Here is a 20,548-nt window from a genome sequence, read left to right on the forward strand (position 1 = left end):
ATTACTCTACCCAACACAGATCATAATAACTACACTTTTTACAAAAGGACTTATTTATCTTCTCAGGTACCTTCTCCTGACGGGTAATTTGTTCTATTTCGTGCTCTACTTCTTCTAAATAATGGACATCATCATCAGAAAGAAACACTTCCATAGTCTTCTTTAAGGTAGGGTATTCCAGAATAGCTGTAGCCTCTGGCACTCCTGCTCTACGTAATAATAACAGGTAATATTTTACCTGCCACTGATGAGCAGTCTCCATTTTTCGGCTCTTCTTTATTTCATGAACCACCTTATTCTTCTCATCATAAAAGTCAATTTTAGCTACACCCAAATCCAGTTCTGTATATTTAGAAGCTCTTTGCGGATAGCTACTCTCATGAATAAGCTTTGCCTCTTCCACCACTTCAGAAGTATGCTCCATTTGTATTCCTCTACTAAAAAGCCATAATTTACGATGGCAAATATGATAGTAGTTGATATGCGTAGCCGTAATTATCATTTAGATATAGTTTACACGGTCACCATACCAAAACCCATACTCCCTTTCTCTCCCAGGCCTGTGCTCCATATCAGCTCTTGCACCTCTGTACTGGCGCTAACATTACAACTAAAAAGCCAGCCTCTTATTTTTATATTTTTACCATCAATTTGTTTAACAGATATAAGTTTAGATCTATGATTTACCCTTATTATTTCGATGTTAATGTCTGGCTCCTGCGAACTGGATTCACCTACCACACTCAAAACTTCTGTTGCTTTTTTGTGCCTCAGCTTGAGGTTATTCATTAACTTCTCTTTAAAGGCTTTATCTTGAGGTGCTAAGAATTGGGTATACCTTTCTCCCTGATGAGCTGGCCGAGTAACACAACATGGAGAAATGAGCTTATAAGTCATTGTGCCCATCATTAAAGGAGGTGGTACAACTCTAATTTCACTTACCTTTAATGCTAGCTTATAACCCGAACCTGAGATATTCAAAGTGTCATTTGCCTTATTAATGCCATTTATAAAGTGCTCAGCGGCCTCTGGTAGCAGGAAGCCTATTTCTATAGAAGCATGATTACCCAAAAGCTCAAATAGGCCTTTATCTTTATGTAAGTAATAAGGACGAATATCTAGAGCACTGAAATTGAAAAATTTATAGAATTTGTTCCGTTCTCCATACCCCTTATCATGAAGAAATTCAGCGTATTTTGCATTGCCTGCAGCTATTGATTTATAAATCCAGCTACTTATATAATATTGGTAATTAACAGGCAAAAAAGGCTCGCCTTCACCCAAACTAAATGTTATTTGAAGTCTCATTATCGATAATATTTAATGGTAATAAATGTGCTGATGTAGCCTTTAAATAAACCTGTCTTCAGATTTAATATCTACAATGTGAAGGCGCTTTCTATCAAAAGTTACAGCAAGTAATTTCACTAGCTTAGCCAGTTCTATTTGAGTACATTCTGTGCCTCCACGCCTAAGCTTATCATAAACTCCTTTAGCGGCTCTTTCAAAGGATCTTTTGAGATCAAAAACCTCTTTATAACTAAGAAAATTATTCTCATGCATACCTTGATTAGGAACAGTACTCACCTCATATTGCAAATCTTTATCCCTCTCTTTAAGGTTACTCACCGTGTAACGGATTATTTTATAAGGCTCTTCCTGAAGTACTTCTATGTCATCAATTATTTTATGCTGAAGTATCCAGTCTAAGGAATATTCCAATTCCTTTTGCTGCACACGATCATGGATTTTAACCACCATCCCTCCTTCTCTAAAGGTGAGGTAAGTGTTAATATAATTTCTCCACCAGCTGACCCATTGCCACGCTCGGGGAGCCCTCTGTTCTAATTTCTCATATAATTTCTGAGCCTTCCACCCTTTTTCATTATAAGGAACCGATGATAGCTTAAGCGACTCCTTAACCAAGCTGTTGATCTTTTGATCGATTGATTCAAACAGGTTATATCGTGCTTTAGATACATCATCATAGTTATCCAACTCATTTTTCTTTCTGGTCATGTATTTATAAATATCATAATCCTGATATCTGATAATGCTGTTTTTAATACACCATAAATATTCGCCCAGATAAAGTGGAACCCTTTCAGTATAAAACTTTCTGCCCTGGAGTTCATCTTTCATTACTGCAAGAAAATCATAGTAAGACCATTCCTTAGATTCACTTAGTTTTTCTTGCAAGCGGTAATACTTTCTATCTGTACACATGACCACCTTACCCTCTAAATCGCCTCTGGAAACCCTGCCAAAACGCTGAACAAAATTCTGGAAATACTTCCCTGGCTGCATTATACAGTAGGTCACATCATAATTGACCCCTACCTCGGCCTTGTTGGTAGCCAATATGAGATTAGCCGCTTTGATATATTCCTGTTCGGGCTCACCCTCAGCCACATAACCCGTGCTTTGATATATTTCATACTCTGGTAACTCACCTTTCAGATAATCCGCCAATTCCTGAACATGCCGAAGCTGATCTAAAATCAATAATACCCGCTGCTCTTTCAGCACTTCTTTTAGTTCGGGCAGTTTCTCCTCTATTAACCTAGTCATATCATCAGAATCAACAAACTCCACCTCTAGCTCTCCGTGTATAGGCCTGGATTCATTTGGGTCTGACACTATCTCTTCTATAATTTCTTCAAATGCATAGCCATTTTCTTGGAGCAATTGCTTTAAACCTTCTTCTGGCGTGGCTGAAACAAAAAGAAAACGAATGCTACTTCCTGTAGACTTAGCAGGATCGAAATGTGGCAAAAACATTTCTCTAATTTTCACCATAGTGAGAATATTGGCTATCTGTGCTTCGTCATACAAGTGGTATTCATCAAAAACTATGTAACTCAATAAACTCATAAACTGAGAAAAGCGAGTAGATCCTGTCTGGCTAGTTCTAGATAACTGATGATAGCCTCCATGCATGGCAAAATTGATAATATCCGGATTAGTAATGATCAGATCACTATCTTCCACTATTTCAAGTGCTTTTTTCCATCTTCCATGACCTTTCACTCCTTCTTTAGACAATTCCGAACCTGTAAGCTGCCGGGTTTTTATTTGCGGATAGGTCTTCGTGAAACTAGCGGTAAGCTCCCTGATTAGCGCATTGGTGGGCAAAACAATCAACCCTCTTACTCTGGCACTACCTCCTATACCCTGCTTAGCCTTTTTAGCATTAAGAACAGGGAACGGAAAGGCATAACTCTTGCCTGTGCCAGTAGGTGCGGTTATGATTGTAAATTCAGGAAGTTTACCGAAATCAAGTTTTATGCGCTTCTGCACTTCATGTAAAGCACATTCATTACCGTTAATCATTTCTACCTCATCAGTTTGTTTTACATACTGAGGCTTAATATTTATTTTAAAGCTATCCATGATTAAATACTGGCTTAAAAATTTCCAGAACGTCTTCCTTATTCATTTGCTTGATCAGGTTGTAATTCTCTAGCAAGAAGGAGAAGTTCACCTTATCTTTCTCCAGCATGAGCGCTGTGGCAATATTGAGATTATTAAAAACGGTTTTAAGCGAAAATGCATTTAACCAGAAATCCTGCGCTCTACTTTCCTCCGCTTTCTCTATTACTACCATAGTTTCCAGGGCCCTGCCCATACGTATAACCGGAGGCAACGCTATGGGCTTTTCTGAAAGTACCAGAGCCTCAAACTCTGACCCCAACCGAATTCCCTGCACTTGTCTGAAGTTCTTAAATGGCGACTTGCCTGAATTTTCAATAGCCTTTACATCAATGTAGCCATCTACATTAAAAAGGGTATTTTGGATATAGGCTTCTGTCTTTTCATGGTTCGAAACGGGTCTCGCCACGGTACAATAGAAGCCAAAATCAGCTATCTCTGCATACTCTGGCTTTTTTCTATGCGTATAATCTCTTTGCCCCAAGGCATTTCTTATAGCATAGTTTAGCGCTAAATCTCCCAGAAAATCACCGGTTACGGCTGCTGAGGTACTTCCCCCTGACACTTCAGTAAAATAGAAGAGATGACTCATCAGAGATAACCTTATTACCTGAGCCTCCATTACTTACCTCCTTTGGCCTTCACTATGTGAATATCTTTAAGGTATTGCTCACAGTCGGCATGTGCTTTGGCGTAGAGTGCATTCATACCTTCTTTATCTTGCCACAGCTCATTGACCAAAGAGACGAGCTTCTCTCCTTTCACATAACCTTGCTCGCCATAAGCTTTAGTCATGGCCGCATCTATGCTGGCTGAAGTGGTTTCATAGTTAACATCATCATTATTCCAATTTTTAGAGATGCTATAGCTGTTAACGGGTTGTTCAAAATCCGCAAAACCGACACCTAGGATATGATTTTTAACATTAGCGGTACTGGTAGTAGTGCTTTGAGCAAAGTAGCGGGTCTCGTTCATCACGCATAACAAAAGGTGCACAAAAAGCTCTGGGGTTACATTTTCTAAGGTAATAAAATGAGGCAGGTAGGTGCCTGGCTTCACATATTGTACCTGAAAGAGAGATTGCCTTAACTTGCCTTCCTCCTCATTCCACATTGTGCCGCCTTCACTCAAGGCATTATGCTGCAGGGTAGCGGTAATCTGATTAATATCTCTCAGTGAATAGGCCCAATCATATATCACCCGGCTGGTTAATGCTACGGAGTCTCCACTTTCGGTAACGCTATCTCCAAAAAGCACAGAATTAGGGTTAGCCAATTGCTGACTTTTCTTAATCACATTATACCTTAGCTCTTTGTCTACTACCCCAAATTCACGACATAACTTTAAGCCCAACAGTTTTTCTCTGCTTTTCAGCTTTCTCGCTGGCACTTCCACTACATCCCGCATTTCAGAAAGTTTAAAGGTGATAGTCTCATCAGGGTAATTACTACGGATGATGGCATTACCAATCACCTCTCTTAATACTGCGATCTTGATAGAGCCCAGAGCATTATCCTTAAGGCTGGTAGTAAAAAATTTTTCAGGTATTAAATCATATATGGTCTTCATAGTATTAGTTTTTAAGATTTGAAATTAAATTCATGTACTCATGCACATATTTTTGACTGTTTTTAGACAAAAGAGATTTCACGTTTTCTTCATTTACCTCCTGATCCTTATCTACCAGTTGTTGATATACTTTTCGAGCTGTATTTTCTCTCATGAAGCTTAATGAATGTTCTTTGAATAGAAAGGCGAACTGATAGATCCAATCTTTCTCTACATTGACAGGAGGGATACTTCCTTTCCAATCTTTAATAAAAAGATCATCATAAACCGCAGTAGCGAAGTCTTTGATGACCTCCATATTATCATGCTTTTGTAGTCTTAATTTGCGATATATTTCGCCGCATATCTTTTGGATGATATCCTCTCTGGTACTACCTTGTTTGTGATATTTTCGCAAATACTCCATGGCGGTGCGAATCATCCAGGTTTCTTCTGCACCACTTCTGAAACCAACATCAATCTTTATTGCCAGTTTCACTAGCTGTTCTGTTACTGTCATTCCTTTAAATTTTTGTGGATATTTTTTATAGAATTTTTGAAGTGAGTCAAATATTTTATTCTGATCCTCATCCCCTAAGAGGTAGTAGAGTTTAAAGTAGGCACTCCTGCTCTGAGCTATTTTCAACAGGTTGCTTTCTATCCTGTCTTTACCAAAGCGCAACACCAAATACATTTCATCTAGCACTTCTTCTACATGAATAAGGCGTATGCTATCCCACTCTAAAAGTTTTAGAAAACGAGGTGCATTATCAAAATGAAAAACAGCCCTGTGAGGAGTGTAAGGAGTCATAATACCTGATATGTAGGTACGCAACCCCATATGCTGCACTAGCCGCAGGCACTTTCTTACAAGAAAAAAGGTGGGTTCTACCTTAGGGGCTAATTGTATAAAGTCAAGATTATATAGGTTATAATGGAATTTAGCATTCTTATCAAACTGAATAACGCCATCTTCCAAAACGCTTAGTTCATCTTTAGCCTTCACACAGCTAGTCACTATATCACGATCAATGTCTAAGCGTGCTTCGAAAAAATCATGATAAATCATAAGGTTAGCATCTCCTGTGGAAAACATGGAGGCTCTCAGCTTATTTTCCTCAGCAAAAAGTGATGAAATGTGACTTGTTTTATTGCTCAGTGAAGTAACGGTACGATTACTAAACCCTCTGGCTTTCATACCAAAAGCAACCACTGCTTTATAAGGAACCGTACCCGCTGTACCGGTAAATGCACACATTTCCTTTTTAATAGGCACTTCCGGAGAATAATCATTTAAAAACTGAAGGTTTACATGCCCGGGACATTCAAAGTATTTTAGAAAAATCTGCTGCTTTACGGAGTCTTTCTTTTCCTGAGACTCAAAATGATTAATTATGCTATTCTGAAGGTCTTCCAAATACTCATCAACATCATCCTGCTCCCGAATGGCTAACCATGTTTTTATAAAATTGAGATAGGTTTTATACAGAGCATTGGTACTATTTACCTTATCAGATATGAATTGAAGTAAGGCTGGTATGGTGCTTACCTCCTCTCCGGTGTCTTTTAGCACTATGATTTTGGGCAATTCTCTTTGCTCCTCTGTCCACTTTTTAAAATCTTTATTCCACTCTGAATTTTCTTTTGTATTTAGCCACTGTATTTTATGAAGGTTATAAACTTTCATAAAAAGCTCATCCTCACCATCATCAAAAGTCTCAAAGTAATTAATTAACAAACGGCCATTGTCATCCTTACATTCTAGCGGCAATCCATAAGCCGCCACCAGCTGCTTGCTAAAGGTTACAAATGCATCAAAATCTTCAATTTTAGCAGGTGTATTAGGAGATAAAGCCAGAAAACGGTTCTTCATCACATCAGTCACTTCATCCAAAACTTCATAAGTAAACGGTGCAGAGCCGATGAAGCCGAAAGTGCACCTTTGCGCATCAACATTAGTGAGCTCTACAAACTTGATATCCTCCACGCTACCCTGCTCATATTCCTTTTCTATGGCCGCATACTCCGCTTCAGTTACGGGTTCACCCCAAAACACGAAACCCTCTCGCAGAGCCAAAATCACCTTTTTACCGTTCTTGAGCAGCACCTTTCTGGCAACCTGTAAAAGATTCTGACTTAATAGTGTATAAGGATTATGCCTCACCTTAATAAAGGATACAGACATAGGCACTATAGCCTGAATGCCTCGAAGCTTGCGGCTAATACTATCATGTAACCTTTCTATGCTCTCAAGATTTTCATTTTGTATAGAAGCTATGCCATCAGCCAAGTGCGCGAGTTTCCTCTGCACACCCACTATTTCATCTCTATTGAGCGTTATGGGGTAATCTTCAGATGCAACCCAGCTACCATCTTCAGCTGCAAGAGCCAGATAGTAGACATTACTTTTATGCTGATCAAAAGAATGCAGAAATTCATACACTGCTAATTCCGCCACATGCTCATCTAGCTGAGAAACCCCTACTTCAAGATCTGACCGATCAGAGGTTTGCTGTGCATGTAACAGCTTATTGCTATCATGAAAAGAAAAGCCTAAAATGAACACCCTCAGATAAAGATCAGCCTCATTATCTGAGTCATAACCGCGCTCCTGCATATACTTTTCATAAAGAAAAAGCGCAGGAATAAGACCGGTAAGAATATGTACATGGTAAGGCATATCGTAATAATCTGCCCACTGTTTACCATCTACAATAAACAGCCCTTTAGCTGAAGTAGTAGTGTGTCGACCGATTAACTTAGCCAGTACGGTATCAAAATATTCGCGCACTACATTTTGAAAAAGCTCGGTTTCAAAATAGTTTTCTATTAATTGATATTTCATTTTTTAACCTTTAGTAAAGCATCATGTATAGAATAAATTACCTGCTCATAAACTCATCAATCAGGTATCGGCCATAGGCCTCCGATGATTTCCGCACAGAGTCTTCATAAAACATGCAGTAACAAGCTGCGGCAAATGCATAGATGGATAAGATTGAAAGCAATAGTATATCTGCATGCCACCAGGCATACGCTAATGCTGGCAGACTTAGAATTATGGCCAGCCAGGCAGATGGAATGAGATTTCTTAAAAAGCCATATCGGATTAGAGCCGAACGAATGACCACTGATTTCACCACATTTTTAAGCTGATAAGATGCCTGATTTAATTTTTGAACTGCCAGGGCCTCATTCTCCTGTTCTTCTAATTTGGTAGGCATTTCAATATCAAAATACCGGATAAGCTTATCTCTATACTTTATCTTCTGATCTTCAGAATATTTAGAAGTGGCACCATAGAGCATCATATAAGCAGTAGGAAAGCCTTTTTGCCCTTCGGCAAAAAAGATTTTCTTTTCCCACTTTTTACCTAATGTGGCTAGCCAGGCACTGAGCCCCCAGGCAAGCGCCACACAAATGAACAAGCCAATGACATAGAGCGTGGGAGTTTCCTGAGTATCCTTCAGGGCTGAGAAATAAATCCATATCACCAAAGGAATAAGACCTAATAAAGCAGGTAAAAACCGTGCTCCCAGCATGTATTTATCTAGCCATTCGCTTGATTCTTTAGGATTAAAGTCAGTTAGTAATTTATTACTCAGTTTAACCTCAAATGGATCTGAAGAAGCATAAAGGTTATGCTTGCTCAGAAAATCTTTCATGTCATCATAACCAGCTGATTTGGCTATGGCATCTATGTTTTCAATTCGGAAAGATTTAGTAGCTTGAGGATCTAGTTTTTGAGCATTCCTACATTCATAGAAAGTATTTTTTAAATATTTCTCCTTTACATTTTCAATCTTTCCGTCTATTACTAATTTATGGAGACCTCCTCCAGTAAATTTATATCCATGCTTAATAGCCAGCTCTTCCAATAACTTAAGACAGACTTGGACAGGATAACTTTGATCAGCCATATTATCTTCATTTCATTAATTATGAAGGCAATATGAGTATTCGATAAGGCGGGAAAAATTCTGTTTTGTGAAAGGCAGGAATTACTTTGTGAAAGCGCGTTTTTAAGATACTATGTTAAATATCTCTTTTATCAGAGGTCGATAAGTCTTTCCTATATCTACCTTATGGCCATTTTTTAGCACTAATTGATTTCCCTGAATGTAGTTTACGCAGTCAGTATTAATGACATAAGATTTATGTACCTTGACAAATTTCTCGGGTGAAGAAGCAGCCTTTATGACATTCTCATAAATGGTCTTCATGTTTTTGGGTATCGATGAGATTGTACCTTCCACACAATGTATGGTACAATAAGAACCATCAGCTTCCAGATAAATAATATCATTAAGTGATAATTTTTTGAACCTCCCCTCCTTCTCATGAATAAAAAGATCATTAGTGTTTTCCATCACTTTTTTAGTAGAAACAGTGCTATTTTCTACTATAGAAAGCGCTTTATCAAGGCTTTTTATAATAAGAGCATCATCAAAGGGTTTCATCAAAAAGTTGACCACTTCCAGATAAGAAACCCGCCTCATCACTTCAGGATCCGCATAATCGGTAAGAAAGATAATAGGCACTCTGGCTTTTTGCTGTAGAATATTGGCCGTGCTGATTCCGTCTAAGTCACCGGCTAATTTGATATCCATAAAAACCACATTTGGAGAGTCATTATCAAAATTCCTAATAGCCTCTTCTCCGGAATCATAAGTGAGTATATCGTAATCGCCAAACTGCTTTATGCTTTTAGATAAGTTAAAAGCTATCAATGGATTATCTTCAACTATCATTATTTTCATCATCACCTAGCCAACTATTTTAAAGTATTCTTAATGCAAAAAATCACCTTCTAAGGTGCAAAAGCTATATATAAAGATATAATTATTAAATTAATATTGCATATCAAGCAACACTTCTCATGTATAGGCAACGCCAATTATGTACATTTAAAAACCAAATAAGAGGCATTTTAATGGTCTTGCTCCTCTTTATTTTTTGTATTAGTGAGACGCAAGGAAACGATTTAATTCCAACAGAAAAACCTACCCTTGATAACACTTTATCTAGCGACAGCTTAAAAAAGCTAGGAATTTCTTTATTACTTGAAAAGAAATATACTCTTGCTGATTCCGCTTTTATTTCCTGTATAAATGCCTCTAAGAGAGAACACAACCTCATAAATGAGGGAAAATGCATTAGTAATCTGGCTAGTTCTCTTCTTAATCAGCAGCGATATGGTGAAGCACTGCCCCTTTATTTACAGGCTATTGATATTTACCAAAAACATAACCAGGACACACTATATGCTCAGACGTTAATTAATATAGCATTGGCCTATAAAAAAATTGATTTGTATGACTCCGCCATGGTAAACCTTCACAATGGCATTAAAATATTAGAGCGGCTCAAATCAAAACCTGATCTTATGAATGGCTATAACATTTTAGCCACTACACTTAGAAATTCAGGCAGCAATTCGCCTTTGACCTATTTTCAAAAATCACTGACCATAGCTCATGAACTCGATGACAAGCAACATGTAGCCAAAATATATAACAACATTGGCAATTATTATCACGACGAGGAAGCATCTGATAGTGCCATTTTATATTACCAAAAGAGTTTGGCATTAAAACCTAAAGGCGCCAGACAGGCTACCACATTGCTCAACCTTGGATTAAGTTATATCGCCTTAGAAAAGTATGACTCTGCAAAACATTATCTACACTTATCATATAATTTGCGAAATAAATCCGGCTCAGGTGCTTCTATTTTTAAATATTACATTGAACTAATCAGGCTCAATACATTATCGGGTGATAACGATAGCACTGCTTTCTATATCTCTCAAGCAGACTCCATACTAAGTAGCATATCTGTACCTCTTAACTTAGTTTATGATTTTAGTGATGTAAAACACAAGGCTTTTGCTGCTCAGGGTCAATCACAGAAAGCATTAGAACTGGCAGAATTACTTATAGAACTAAAAGATTCATTGATTAACGAACAAAAGCAGCAGCTTGTCAGCAGATATGAAGTTGCTTTTAGTGTCAACGAATGGAAAAAGGCTTTTGAATTAGAAGCACTGCAACGGAAACAAGATAAAACCACTTATCGATGGATTGCCACCTTCATACTCATTACTTTATTCTGCATGCTACTATATGCCTGGTTTCGTTCCAGAGAAGCAAAAAAAGCCAAAATTCAGTTTAAAGAGCTTAATCACAGAACCAATAATTTACTTTCCATTTTCAGTAGTCTCATCATTTTACAAGAAATGAAATTAACCACTACTACTGAGCTAAATGCTTTCAAAAAGATTAAAAGTCAGGTAGATATACTTAATTCGGTATATAGATTGCTCGGAAACCCTACTCAATCTAACAGTAAATGGATCGCTTTTGATAATTATATATTACATATCTGCGAAAGCCTATGCCTGGCCGTAGGACTAAAAGCGGATGACTATACTATAATCAATAATATGCAGCAAGTTAACATTCATGAAAAACAATGTAATCCGCTAGCGCTCATAGTAAATGAGATAATTACTAATGCCATTAAATATGGAAAGGACGATCAAGGACACCTTACACTAGAATTTATGCTATCTGAAATCAATAATGAAATAACATTGGAGATAAGAGACCAGGGCTATGGCTTTAGCAATGACACCGGACGCAAAGGAGAAGGCAGTGAAATCATAAAACTATTAGGAAAGCAACTCCGGGCTGATTACAGTTATGGAGAAAATGGCTCCTCCGACTTTAAAATAAAATTCATAAAAAAAGGGCTATCTCAAGAGTAGTAACTTAGTTAGTGATTGTGACTTGAAATGTCTTCCTATCTAAGATAATTAAGATTTCAAGAGACCTCCATCTGACATACAAGTTGCTTTTTAGATAGCCCTTTTCGCTCTATTATACTAATCCTGTATTATAGGATCTTCTTCATCTTCACCTCCGCCAGTATCATTAGCCAAGAATTGTGAACTATTGAACTCAGATAGTTGAGTGTCATTTTTTTGAATGGGTTTTACATCTTCACTTTCACAAGCTACTGCACATACAAATATTAAAACTATTACTGCTGAATTTTTAACTATGGTTTTCATAATATTCCTCTTTTTTGGCTCTACCAAGCTCTCATGAGCCTGGCAAGCCGGGTTAAACATGTTTTCACATGTTCCCCATGGCAGGAGGAAAAGGATACAGTCGCAAATCAACACAGCGCCTCCAGGCCGTACTTATTTGCTTCTATATCAGGCATGACATGTAGACATAATATTTTTCTATAAGCGCACCACCTAATACCTGGATTAAGTGATAAGCTCTTTATTATATCTGTGCTTACATAGACCTTTTAATTATCCGCGGGTAGGCCTAAATCAGGATGCATCCGTCCGGCGTCATAATACCATCAGGAACTTGATTGCTCTAATTTAAATAGGTTATTTTGGCACATAAGGCACAGTGCGGCACGTGCTATAAGTACTTTCAAAAAGAACTTATATCGTTGAATATCAGTAAATTGAGGTGAAATATTTTTTCAACAGCATTTGATAAAATGCTAGAATTCCAGTTCGGGAGCGTTTAAGCATAGCGATAACGCGTTCGTGTGACAGTGAAAATCTTCTCAGAGATCAATGCCTTTATCAATAAAAATATACAGCGCTCATTAATGCCATCAGCCAACTGAACTCTAAGTTTATAAGCACTCGCATTATTTGGCTTCAATGTGAAGGCTTTATCATTATCTAGCATACTTTTGCACGCTATTTTTTTGATTGTAAATATTTAAATGAAACTACTACACTTTTATCTGATATTGCTCTTTCCTTTCCTGCCATTTGTAAGTCTTTCGCAAGATCATAGGGCTGAGATACACTGCAAGCATTGGCTAGGAGGCTACCCTTATGGAACCCCTGCAACCAATGATTTAATTATTCGAGATATCTATGCCTTAAGCAATAATGATGATACTAAGTTTGCCGACTGGGTGGCTTATAGATTAGACCCTGAATTAATTTCAGGCAGTAATAAAAGCAGAAAATGGAAAGCAGATCCTTGGTTAGATCCTTCGGAAACCCTTGAACCAGAACCACACCATGGTGATTATAAAAATGCCTATGACTCTATCCATACTGATCGTGGCCACCAGGCACCTTTAGGCAGCTTAGATGGCTCACCTTTTTGGTATGAAGCTAATTACCTTTCTAATATTACACCTCAAAAATCTGATTTAAACCAAGGAGCCTGGGTGACACTTGAAGAAAAAGTAAGAAGTATGGTGAATAAATACAAGGTGGTTTATGTTATGACTGGTCCTTTGTATGAGAGAGAGATGCCACCACTTCCTTTCGCTGATGAACCCCATAAAGTGCCTAGTGGATACTGGAAAATAATTCTTGTGGAAATGGAAAATGGACATATTGAACCCCTTGCTTTTATTTTCGACCAGGATACTCCAAGGGGTTCCGCTCTGCAAAACCATCTTTATACCATTGATGACGTTGAACTAAGGTCTCACCTTGACTTTTTGTGGGAGCTAAGCGATTACAAGGAAAAAGCCATAGAAGCTAACAAAAATGAAGACTGGTTTGAGATCAATATTAAATAATTACCAAGAGGTGATTGTGTTAAGGGCTTAGCGTTTTGTGAGATTTTTAAATCAAATTGAAAAAGCTGGATCAGCTTATTAAAAGAGCTGAGGTAATCACGCCAGAGTTTCATAATCTTAGACCAGGTTGAGAGTTATTACAAACCATCAATTTACTCACCGAATAACTCACCTAGCTATTGGTTTTATATGAATAAAACGACATGGACAATAAACAAAAAAGCCTCTTTAAATATCTTAAAGAGGCTTTTGGTGTCATTTGACTTGTGAATTGTGGAGCCGGAGGGATTCGAACCCTCGTCCAGTGAAGGCAACTATCGTGTCTTCTACATGCTTAGTTGTCATCAGATTGTCGGGTAAAGCCAGGCCGACAACAGCCAAACATTACCTTAGTTGCGATCAATTTCGCACTGGCATCACAACCCTGCCGGCGCTAGTTCTGCTTATTCGACATCCCAAATTCAAAACCTGCAGAACAGAGGTTTTGTGGGATGTGGCCCGGGAACTGCGTCTGGCAGCTCAACCGATTAAGCCTGCATTCTTAACGAATTGTTAAGATTAGGCAGCCATGGCGTAATTAGATTCGCCAATTGTGTTGTGGAACTATCTTTCAAGGCTCTCATCCCATGAGCCTGCATGCTTACCCACGTAATCACACATCCTGTCAAAACCGGTCGACCCCGGTTTGCCAAAGAACTACAAATATAAACGTAAATAAGTTCTTTAAACAACCTATTCACGATATTATACTATATTATTTTATAGCTTAAATCTGTTTGATATTTTCGTAACTTATTATCAATCAAGATCTCAATGAAAGTATTTCTATTTACGCTATCCTTTTTCCTCATCACCCATCTAGCCTCAGCTCAGATTCTCAAAGTAGATAAGGGAAGTATAGACTCCGACTCCTCTAACTATTTTATGGGCAGCATTAATATTGACTTCAACCTGAACAACAAAAGTGCTACCGCCGAAAAAAACATTACCTATACCGGGTTAGAAGGTTCTTCTGACTTAGTATACGTAGGAAATAGACATGCATATATATTAATAAACGATATCAGTTATATAAAATCTACCGGAGGACCACTCATTAGTTCTGGATACACCCATTTCCGAATTAACTTTTTAAGGAAAAGAAAACTCTCTTATGAGAGTTTTTCTCAGGTACAATATGATAACGGCCGACAAATGCCTTTTCGTTTTTTACAGGGAGCCGGAATAAAAATAAGATTGAAAAAGTCTGGTAAAAACAAGATTTTCATGGGCATTGGTGCTATGTATGAAAGAGAAAACTGGAACTCTCTAGAAACGGAAGGAAAAATCATAAGCAAAAACATTTGGAAAACCTCTAATTACATTACTTCTAAGCTTACTATTAATGAAAATGTAGACTTTAATATAATAGTCTATTATCAGGGAGGATATGATTATGACGATGAAGTATTCAGGCATAGAGTAAGTGGAGATGCTGTATTAAACATAAAACTAACCGATAAACTGGCTTTTAACACTAGCTTCACCGCTCAGTACGAAGATAAGCCTATTATCCCCATCAATAACTTTGTTTACTCTTTAACTAATGGCTTTAAGTTCACCTTTTAAACCAGGGTATGAGAGCGTCTGTTTCACCTGTTTTTTATTTTTTTCTTTTCACTTTCAGCGGGACTTCTTAACTTCGAGCGATGGATAAATTTGTTGTATCAGCGCGGAAGTACAGACCTACAGGTTTTGAAGAAGTAGTGGGTCAAAGTCATATTACTACTACTTTAAAAAATGCGATAGACAACAATAAACTGGCTCAGGCATTGTTGTTTTGTGGACCAAGAGGGGTTGGAAAAACCACCTGTGCCCGTATTTTGGCCAGAATGATCAACCAGTTTGATGAAAAGAGCGAAGGCAATTCATTAAACATATTTGAGCTAGATGCTGCATCTAACAACTCCGTAGATGATATCAGAAATCTTATTGATCAGGTACGTTATCCACCTCAATATGGTAAGTATAAGGTATACATTATAGATGAGGTTCACATGTTATCTAATGCAGCCTTTAATGCCTTTCTAAAAACACTGGAGGAGCCACCGGAATATGCTATATTCATCCTGGCCACTACAGAAAAACACAAGGTAATACCTACTATACTTTCACGTTGTCAGATTTTTGATTTCAACAGAATTCAGGTTTCTGATATTGCAGATCATCTGAAAGACATAGCCGAAAGAGAAGATATAAAAGCTGAAGAAGAAGCACTACACCTTATTGCTCAAAAAGCAGACGGTGCTCTTAGAGATGCTTTATCAATATTTGACCTTATAGTAACTTTCTCGGCCGATAGAAATGTTACTTATCAATCTACCATCAACAATCTTCATATTCTTGATTATGAATACTATTTCAAAGTAGTAGATCATTTATTAAACGAAGATATCACACAGTCTCTATTAATTTTTGATGAAATTCTTAAGCAGGGATTTGATGGACATAACTTTATAGTAGGCCTAAGTGAGCACTTACGCAACCTGATGGTTTCTAAAGACAATGCCACGGTACACCTGATGGAGGTTCCGGCTAATACCAAAGAAAAATATGTAGATCAGGCCAATAGAGCGTCAAAGTCATTTTTACTTACCGCTCTTAATATTTCCAATCAGTGCGATATTAACTATAAAGGAAGTAAAAATCAGAGACTGAGTGTAGAGCTTATGCTCATGAAGTTAGCTCATATTAACTCAGCCATCAGTCTTGCTTCTGAAAATGGTCTAAAAAAAAAAGTGAGCTAAGCGAAGCTGAAGAAAAGGAATCAGCACCAGACGCTGACGAAAGCTCTTCCACACAAACAGAAGCTCCTGCCTCCCCTGGTTCAGGAGCTACATCTACCTCTGCGGTAAAGCCCGCAAAAAGACTTAGCATGTCTAAGTTAAAAAGCACTACTAGGATACCTAAAAACCTGGATGATCTGGCAAAAAAAACAGAGGAAGAAAAAGGCGAAGAAGAAATACATCACGTAGAGGAAACGTTTGGCTCTGACAGTTTCACCCCAGAACAGCTCACACAGGTATGGAATGACTTCGCCGAAAGTCGAAAAGCTGAAGGTAAAAATTCTGAGCATATGGTAATGAAGCAGGAATTTTACTTAAAAGATCCTACTACCATAGTCATCAAATTTCTGAACCCTGTAAAAATCGATATTTTGGATAGGTTTAGGCCCGCTCTTTTAAAGCACCTAAAAAGAAAACTGAACAACGGAAAAATATCTCTAGAAACAGAACTGATAGAAGCTCAGTCTCAGAGAATGATCTATACCAATCAAGAGAAATTTGCTTACCTCACGGAGAAAAAGCCGATACTAAGAGATTTACAAAACAGGCTGGGTCTTGACACAGATTTCTAGCAAAAAAAAGCCTCCGTTACACGGAGGCTTTTTTTTATTTCTTCTTCTCTTTATAATTTTTGTATGTATAAACCAGGCCGAGATTAAGTGCCTGACTTATTTGTAATTCGTCAATCTGATCATAGTCATACAAGAGGATACCACCTACTGATACATCTATAAATTTATTCACCTTAGCTGCCAGCGTGAGATCAAGGCGGTGATCTAATTTTTTCACTTCTAACTCCTTGTAGTTAGCGAACATCATATACTTCCACTTCAAATTCAGGTTTTCAGCTATATCCTTATTAAAATCAGCCACCATCTGGAAGGCCAATGATTCAAACCTTGTTTTATCTCCCGGATCTACGCCATAAGCACCCGCCTCTGATAGTTGATCATTATTAACGACAGTTAATCGTGGAGAAAAAGGTCCTAAACGTAGTGTAAAGTAATCAACAGGATGATATTCAAAACCCCATGAGGAGGTAATAAAAGCAGGAGACATAAATTCTGATATTAAACTATCACGCATAGTACCATCAGCCTGCTCTACGTCATACTCGTAGCCCCTATCAAACTGAGATAAAAAGGTCAATGATGTGAAAAAGGTCCATTTCTCATTTAATATTCTGCCATACTTAGTATCCAGAAACAAGCGATCTACGGATTTTCGACTTCCCTGATCTTCGTTTTTTACAAGGCCATACCCTAAGTCTATAGTATTATCCCAAGAGTGAATGTCTTTTCTATAGTTAGCCTTATAAGTAAGGTTGGTATTAAGGCCTATGGAGTTAACGCCTCCTCCTTGCCAATTTTCAGAAAAGGAAGCCTGATTGAAGCTTAAACCTCCTCTAAAATCCTTTTTCCAATAAGTAGTGTCTTTGGGAATAGTATCGTTTTGTTGTCCATTAGCAGATAAAAAGCTAAATAGACATACCAGTGTTAAAGGTAAAATAACCTTAAACGCATTTACATGTTGCATTATAATAGTCTGTTTTTATAAAGAGTTAAAGCTAAAAAACAGAGCTTTTTAAAGATTGTTTACCTTAACTTCCTCTAAAGCAGATTCCGTAAGAGGTTTTGTTATGAATTTTATAACATGATTATTGTTTACAATCTTATCAATGTCTCTTTTGTTATCAGAGCTAGAAAGAATAATCACTTTGCATTTATCTTTAATTGCATCACTGAATTTCTCAAATTCATATAAGAAAACAAAGCCGTCTACAATAGGCATATTTATATCAAGAAAAATCAGGTTTGGTAGGTTGTCGAGATCATCCTGATTTTCTTTTAAATAGTCTAGAGCACTTTTTCCGGAGTTTTTCACCTCAACCCTGTTAGCAAACTTGGTGATTTCAATTATACGCTTACTGATGAAGTTATCAGTATCATTATCATCCACAAGCATTACTAAATCGATCGCCTTAGAGTCAGTCAACTTTCTGCTGGTTTAGTTAAAAATTCAATTTTTTGAAGTTCGCATAAAAAAAGAAACTAGCTCCAATTTTTTCCATAAAAATCGGCCTTTTCATTTCTACTATGCAAACATAGCAATTAAATAAGTTTTTTAATCTTAAATATAGATCTAAGAATTTCAAAAAGTAACTATTGAAATACGAACCATAAATTAAATAATTATACTTTAATTTCAATTACTTATTTGGCCTTTTTACGATTTTTATTTTCTCTCCAAGGCCTATGCTAAAGTCTGTCTTGTCATTCCACTTCATTATTTCTTCAATTGTCACTTCATACTTCTTGGCTATATTATACATGGTATCTCCCTGCACTACTGTATGGTATATCTCCTCCACCTCGCTTCGCTCTACAGGAGCTGATTTTTCATCTTCAGCCATACGCTTCTCACCCTCAATCATACTCTTATTATAGATAACCAGCTTTTGATTTATACTCAGTTTCTGAGAAATATCCATATCATTCCATGCTAGCAAATCCTTGATAGTGATATTATACATGCGAGAGATAGAATAAAGTGTTTCTCCTGGTTTCACCACATGCACCTGACTTCTTCCCTCAAAAGGCTGCTGCTCGTTCTCCTCCATCACTTCTTCTTCATCTACTTCCCCCTCTTCTATAGGGTCTGCATATTCCTGACGAACCGATGGCTTCACTTTATTAACAGAAGGAGTCTCATTTTTAACCACAGAAGCATCTGATTCTTTTATTACAGGTTCAGCTACTTCCTCCATAGCAATTTCTTGCTCTTGAGGAGCCTCTTCTTTTTTCACTATGCTTTTTGATGAGATTACCTGGGGCTTTTCATCAGGCTGTTTCACCTCTCTGTACTCCGGCTCTATTCTGGCAGGCCTAATAAACCTCAGCCAAAGCACTCTCCCCGCCTTCACCTCGCCATCATTTTTCCTTATTCGGTTCTTAGACTTTAGCTTTTTCAGTTTAATACCAAACTTTTGAGATACTGACCATAGATTTTCTCCTGGCTGAATAACATAATAATGAGTCTTTGCCTTATTTTTCTTCTTCTTAAAATAATATACCTGTCCGGGTATTAATCCGCTACTAATATCAATATCATTATACTTAAGAAATTTTTTCAGATCCACTTCTCCCCTTTCTGCCAATTCTGGTATTTTATCCCCTGCCTTAGCCATGGTAGCTGGTATACCATTTATATCAACAATGCTCCCTCGAGAAGCCATTACATAATCTTCATACACAGGAAATTTATCAGGATTATCAAAGTCATATTCTACGGTTCTACTTACTTCCGGCTGAGTATTATTATTATTATTATTACTATCTTTAAAAGCAGCCAGATTCACGTTTTGCAATTCGGTAATAGGTACTATCACAGTATAAGTTCTATCTTCAGGAATTTTCCCTTTTCTTAACCACTTATTATAGTCCTGAAGCTGCGCAAGACTCACCCCTGTTTCTCTGGAAATATCCTTCAAGGTTTTACCCGCACCATTATTATACTCTCTAAGCTGCACTAAACCTGCCTCTCCCACGGCATCCTGAAAAGCAATTTTATGAGCCAGATATTTTTTAACATACCAATACGTTTTTTTATTGATAACCATAGAGTTAGCTCCCTCATCACCTTTTCCCAAAACCCTCATAGCCCCACCTGCGCCCATCTGATAAGCCTGAAGCGCATGCAGCCAGTTATCAAAAAACTGATTATTCTTCTTCATATATTTGGCCGCTCCACGAGAGGCTGATACAATGTTCATTCTCTCGTCTATATGCCCATCTACTCTCATACCCACCTCTTGGGCTGTAAAATCTTTAAATTGCCAAAATCCTACTGCATTGGAAGTAGATACAGCATCAGGTATAAGAGCACTTTCTTGGAGCACCAGATACTTAAAATCATCGTGCAGCCCTTCTTCTTTAAAGACCCTTTCTATAATGGGGAAATAAGAACGAGCCCGTTCTACCTTAATATTAAAATACTTAGGACTCTTTGTGAGTGCATCCACATCGTCCTGAATTTCTTTCCGAGCCCCTTCAGCGATGCGTAACTTTATACCTGCAAACTCCATCCTGGAAGGCACTCTGGAGCCCTGAGCCTGGACAAAGAAAGGCATCATAAATAGAAGGATCAATAATCTTTTGGGCATA

General features: G+C 37.6%; 18 protein-coding genes and 1 other RNA gene. 5 read left to right on the forward strand and 14 right to left on the reverse strand.

Going from position 1 to position 20,548, the window contains the following annotated elements:
- Position 1 precedes the first annotated feature (1 nt).
- The 8 genes from cas4 to JL102_RS11060 form a co-directional block, all read right to left on the reverse strand.
- The gene (gene cas4 / locus JL102_RS11025; RefSeq protein ID WP_202244452.1) at positions 2-502 is read right to left on the reverse strand and encodes a CRISPR-associated protein Cas4; all 501 of its coding nucleotides are present in this window, start codon (positions 500-502) and stop codon (positions 2-4) included.
- Between the two features lie 11 nt (positions 503-513).
- Positions 514-1,308, reverse strand: coding sequence for a CRISPR-associated endoribonuclease Cas6 (gene cas6 / locus JL102_RS11030; protein ID WP_202244453.1), 795 nt, complete (start codon positions 1,306-1,308; stop codon positions 514-516).
- A 42-nt stretch (positions 1,309-1,350) separates the two neighbouring features.
- Positions 1,351-3,393 (reverse strand): type I-D CRISPR-associated helicase Cas3', encoded by a 2,043-nt coding sequence (cas3, locus tag JL102_RS11035; protein ID WP_202244454.1) that lies wholly within the window; start codon positions 3,391-3,393, stop codon positions 1,351-1,353.
- Positions 3,386-4,054, reverse strand: a complete 669-nt coding sequence (gene cas5d / locus JL102_RS11040) for a type I-D CRISPR-associated protein Cas5/Csc1 (RefSeq protein WP_202244455.1) — start codon at positions 4,052-4,054, stop codon at positions 3,386-3,388. Before cas5d ends, cas3 begins: the two co-directional genes overlap by 8 nt.
- On the reverse strand, positions 4,054-5,001 hold the full coding sequence (cas7d, locus tag JL102_RS11045; protein WP_202244456.1) for a type I-D CRISPR-associated protein Cas7/Csc2: 948 nt from the start codon (positions 4,999-5,001) through the stop codon (positions 4,054-4,056). The genes cas5d and cas7d overlap by 1 nt, the downstream gene beginning before the upstream one ends.
- A 4-nt stretch (positions 5,002-5,005) precedes the next feature.
- Entirely contained in the window at positions 5,006-7,825 is a 2,820-nt protein-coding gene (locus tag JL102_RS11050) for a hypothetical protein (RefSeq protein WP_202244457.1), read from the reverse strand.
- Between the two features lie 37 nt (positions 7,826-7,862).
- A complete protein-coding gene (locus JL102_RS11055) occupies positions 7,863-8,900 on the reverse strand; it encodes a hypothetical protein (protein WP_202244458.1) in 1,038 nt (345 codons plus the stop codon).
- Between the two features lie 102 nt (positions 8,901-9,002).
- A complete protein-coding gene (locus JL102_RS11060) occupies positions 9,003-9,743 on the reverse strand; it encodes a LytR/AlgR family response regulator transcription factor (RefSeq protein ID WP_202244459.1) in 741 nt (246 codons plus the stop codon).
- A 116-nt stretch (positions 9,744-9,859) separates the two neighbouring features.
- Here JL102_RS11060 and JL102_RS11065 point away from each other — a divergent pair, with 116 nt between their 5' ends.
- On the forward strand, positions 9,860-11,749 hold the full coding sequence (locus JL102_RS11065) for a tetratricopeptide repeat protein (RefSeq protein WP_202244460.1): 1,890 nt from the start codon (positions 9,860-9,862) through the stop codon (positions 11,747-11,749).
- Between the two features lie 117 nt (positions 11,750-11,866).
- Here JL102_RS11065 and JL102_RS11070 read toward each other — a convergent pair whose 3' ends face one another.
- Complete coding sequence (locus tag JL102_RS11070) at positions 11,867-12,055, reverse strand: hypothetical protein (RefSeq protein WP_202244461.1); 189 nt, start codon at positions 12,053-12,055, stop codon at positions 11,867-11,869.
- A 686-nt stretch (positions 12,056-12,741) separates the two neighbouring features.
- Here JL102_RS11070 and JL102_RS11075 point away from each other — a divergent pair.
- Complete coding sequence (locus tag JL102_RS11075; RefSeq protein ID WP_202244462.1) at positions 12,742-13,560, forward strand: DNA/RNA non-specific endonuclease; 819 nt, start codon at positions 12,742-12,744, stop codon at positions 13,558-13,560.
- A gap of 271 nt (positions 13,561-13,831) precedes the next feature.
- Here JL102_RS11075 and ssrA read toward each other — a convergent pair.
- Positions 13,832-14,242: a transfer-messenger RNA gene (gene ssrA, locus JL102_RS11080) on the reverse strand.
- A gap of 131 nt (positions 14,243-14,373) precedes the next feature.
- On the opposite strand from ssrA, the gene JL102_RS11085 reads away from it, so the two are divergent.
- Together JL102_RS11085 and dnaX are read left to right on the forward strand one after the other, a co-directional pair.
- Positions 14,374-15,168, forward strand: a complete 795-nt coding sequence (locus JL102_RS11085) for a DUF481 domain-containing protein (protein WP_202244463.1) — start codon at positions 14,374-14,376, stop codon at positions 15,166-15,168.
- 80 nt (positions 15,169-15,248) lie between these two features.
- Positions 15,249-16,346, forward strand: coding sequence for a DNA polymerase III subunit gamma/tau (gene dnaX / locus JL102_RS11090; protein ID WP_202244464.1), 1,098 nt, complete (start codon positions 15,249-15,251; stop codon positions 16,344-16,346).
- Here dnaX and JL102_RS11095 read toward each other — a convergent pair.
- Positions 16,303-16,476, reverse strand: coding sequence for a hypothetical protein (locus JL102_RS11095; RefSeq protein WP_202244465.1), 174 nt, complete (start codon positions 16,474-16,476; stop codon positions 16,303-16,305). The genes dnaX and JL102_RS11095 overlap by 44 nt on opposite strands.
- Between JL102_RS11095 and JL102_RS11100 the strand changes: the two genes are divergently transcribed.
- Complete coding sequence (locus tag JL102_RS11100) at positions 16,475-16,957, forward strand: hypothetical protein (RefSeq protein ID WP_202244466.1); 483 nt, start codon at positions 16,475-16,477, stop codon at positions 16,955-16,957. The two genes, JL102_RS11095 and JL102_RS11100, sit on opposite strands and share 2 nt — an antisense overlap.
- 34 nt (positions 16,958-16,991) lie before the next feature.
- Here JL102_RS11100 and JL102_RS11105 read toward each other — a convergent pair whose 3' ends face one another.
- The 3 genes from JL102_RS11105 to JL102_RS11115 all read right to left on the reverse strand — a co-directional run bounded on the left by JL102_RS11105 (position 16,992) and on the right by JL102_RS11115 (position 20,547).
- The gene (locus JL102_RS11105) at positions 16,992-17,921 is read right to left on the reverse strand and encodes a DUF3078 domain-containing protein (RefSeq protein WP_202244467.1); all 930 of its coding nucleotides are present in this window, start codon (positions 17,919-17,921) and stop codon (positions 16,992-16,994) included.
- Between the two features lie 48 nt (positions 17,922-17,969).
- On the reverse strand, positions 17,970-18,350 hold the full coding sequence (locus JL102_RS11110; protein WP_202244556.1) for a response regulator: 381 nt from the start codon (positions 18,348-18,350) through the stop codon (positions 17,970-17,972).
- Between the two features lie 244 nt (positions 18,351-18,594).
- On the reverse strand, positions 18,595-20,547 hold the full coding sequence (locus JL102_RS11115; protein WP_202244468.1) for a lytic transglycosylase domain-containing protein: 1,953 nt from the start codon (positions 20,545-20,547) through the stop codon (positions 18,595-18,597).
- Between the last annotated feature and the right edge of the window lies 1 nt (position 20,548).

This window comes from Fulvivirga sediminis (assembly GCF_016757215.1).
In the GTDB taxonomy this organism is placed as follows: Bacteria; Bacteroidota; Bacteroidia; order Cytophagales; family Cyclobacteriaceae; genus Fulvivirga; species Fulvivirga sediminis.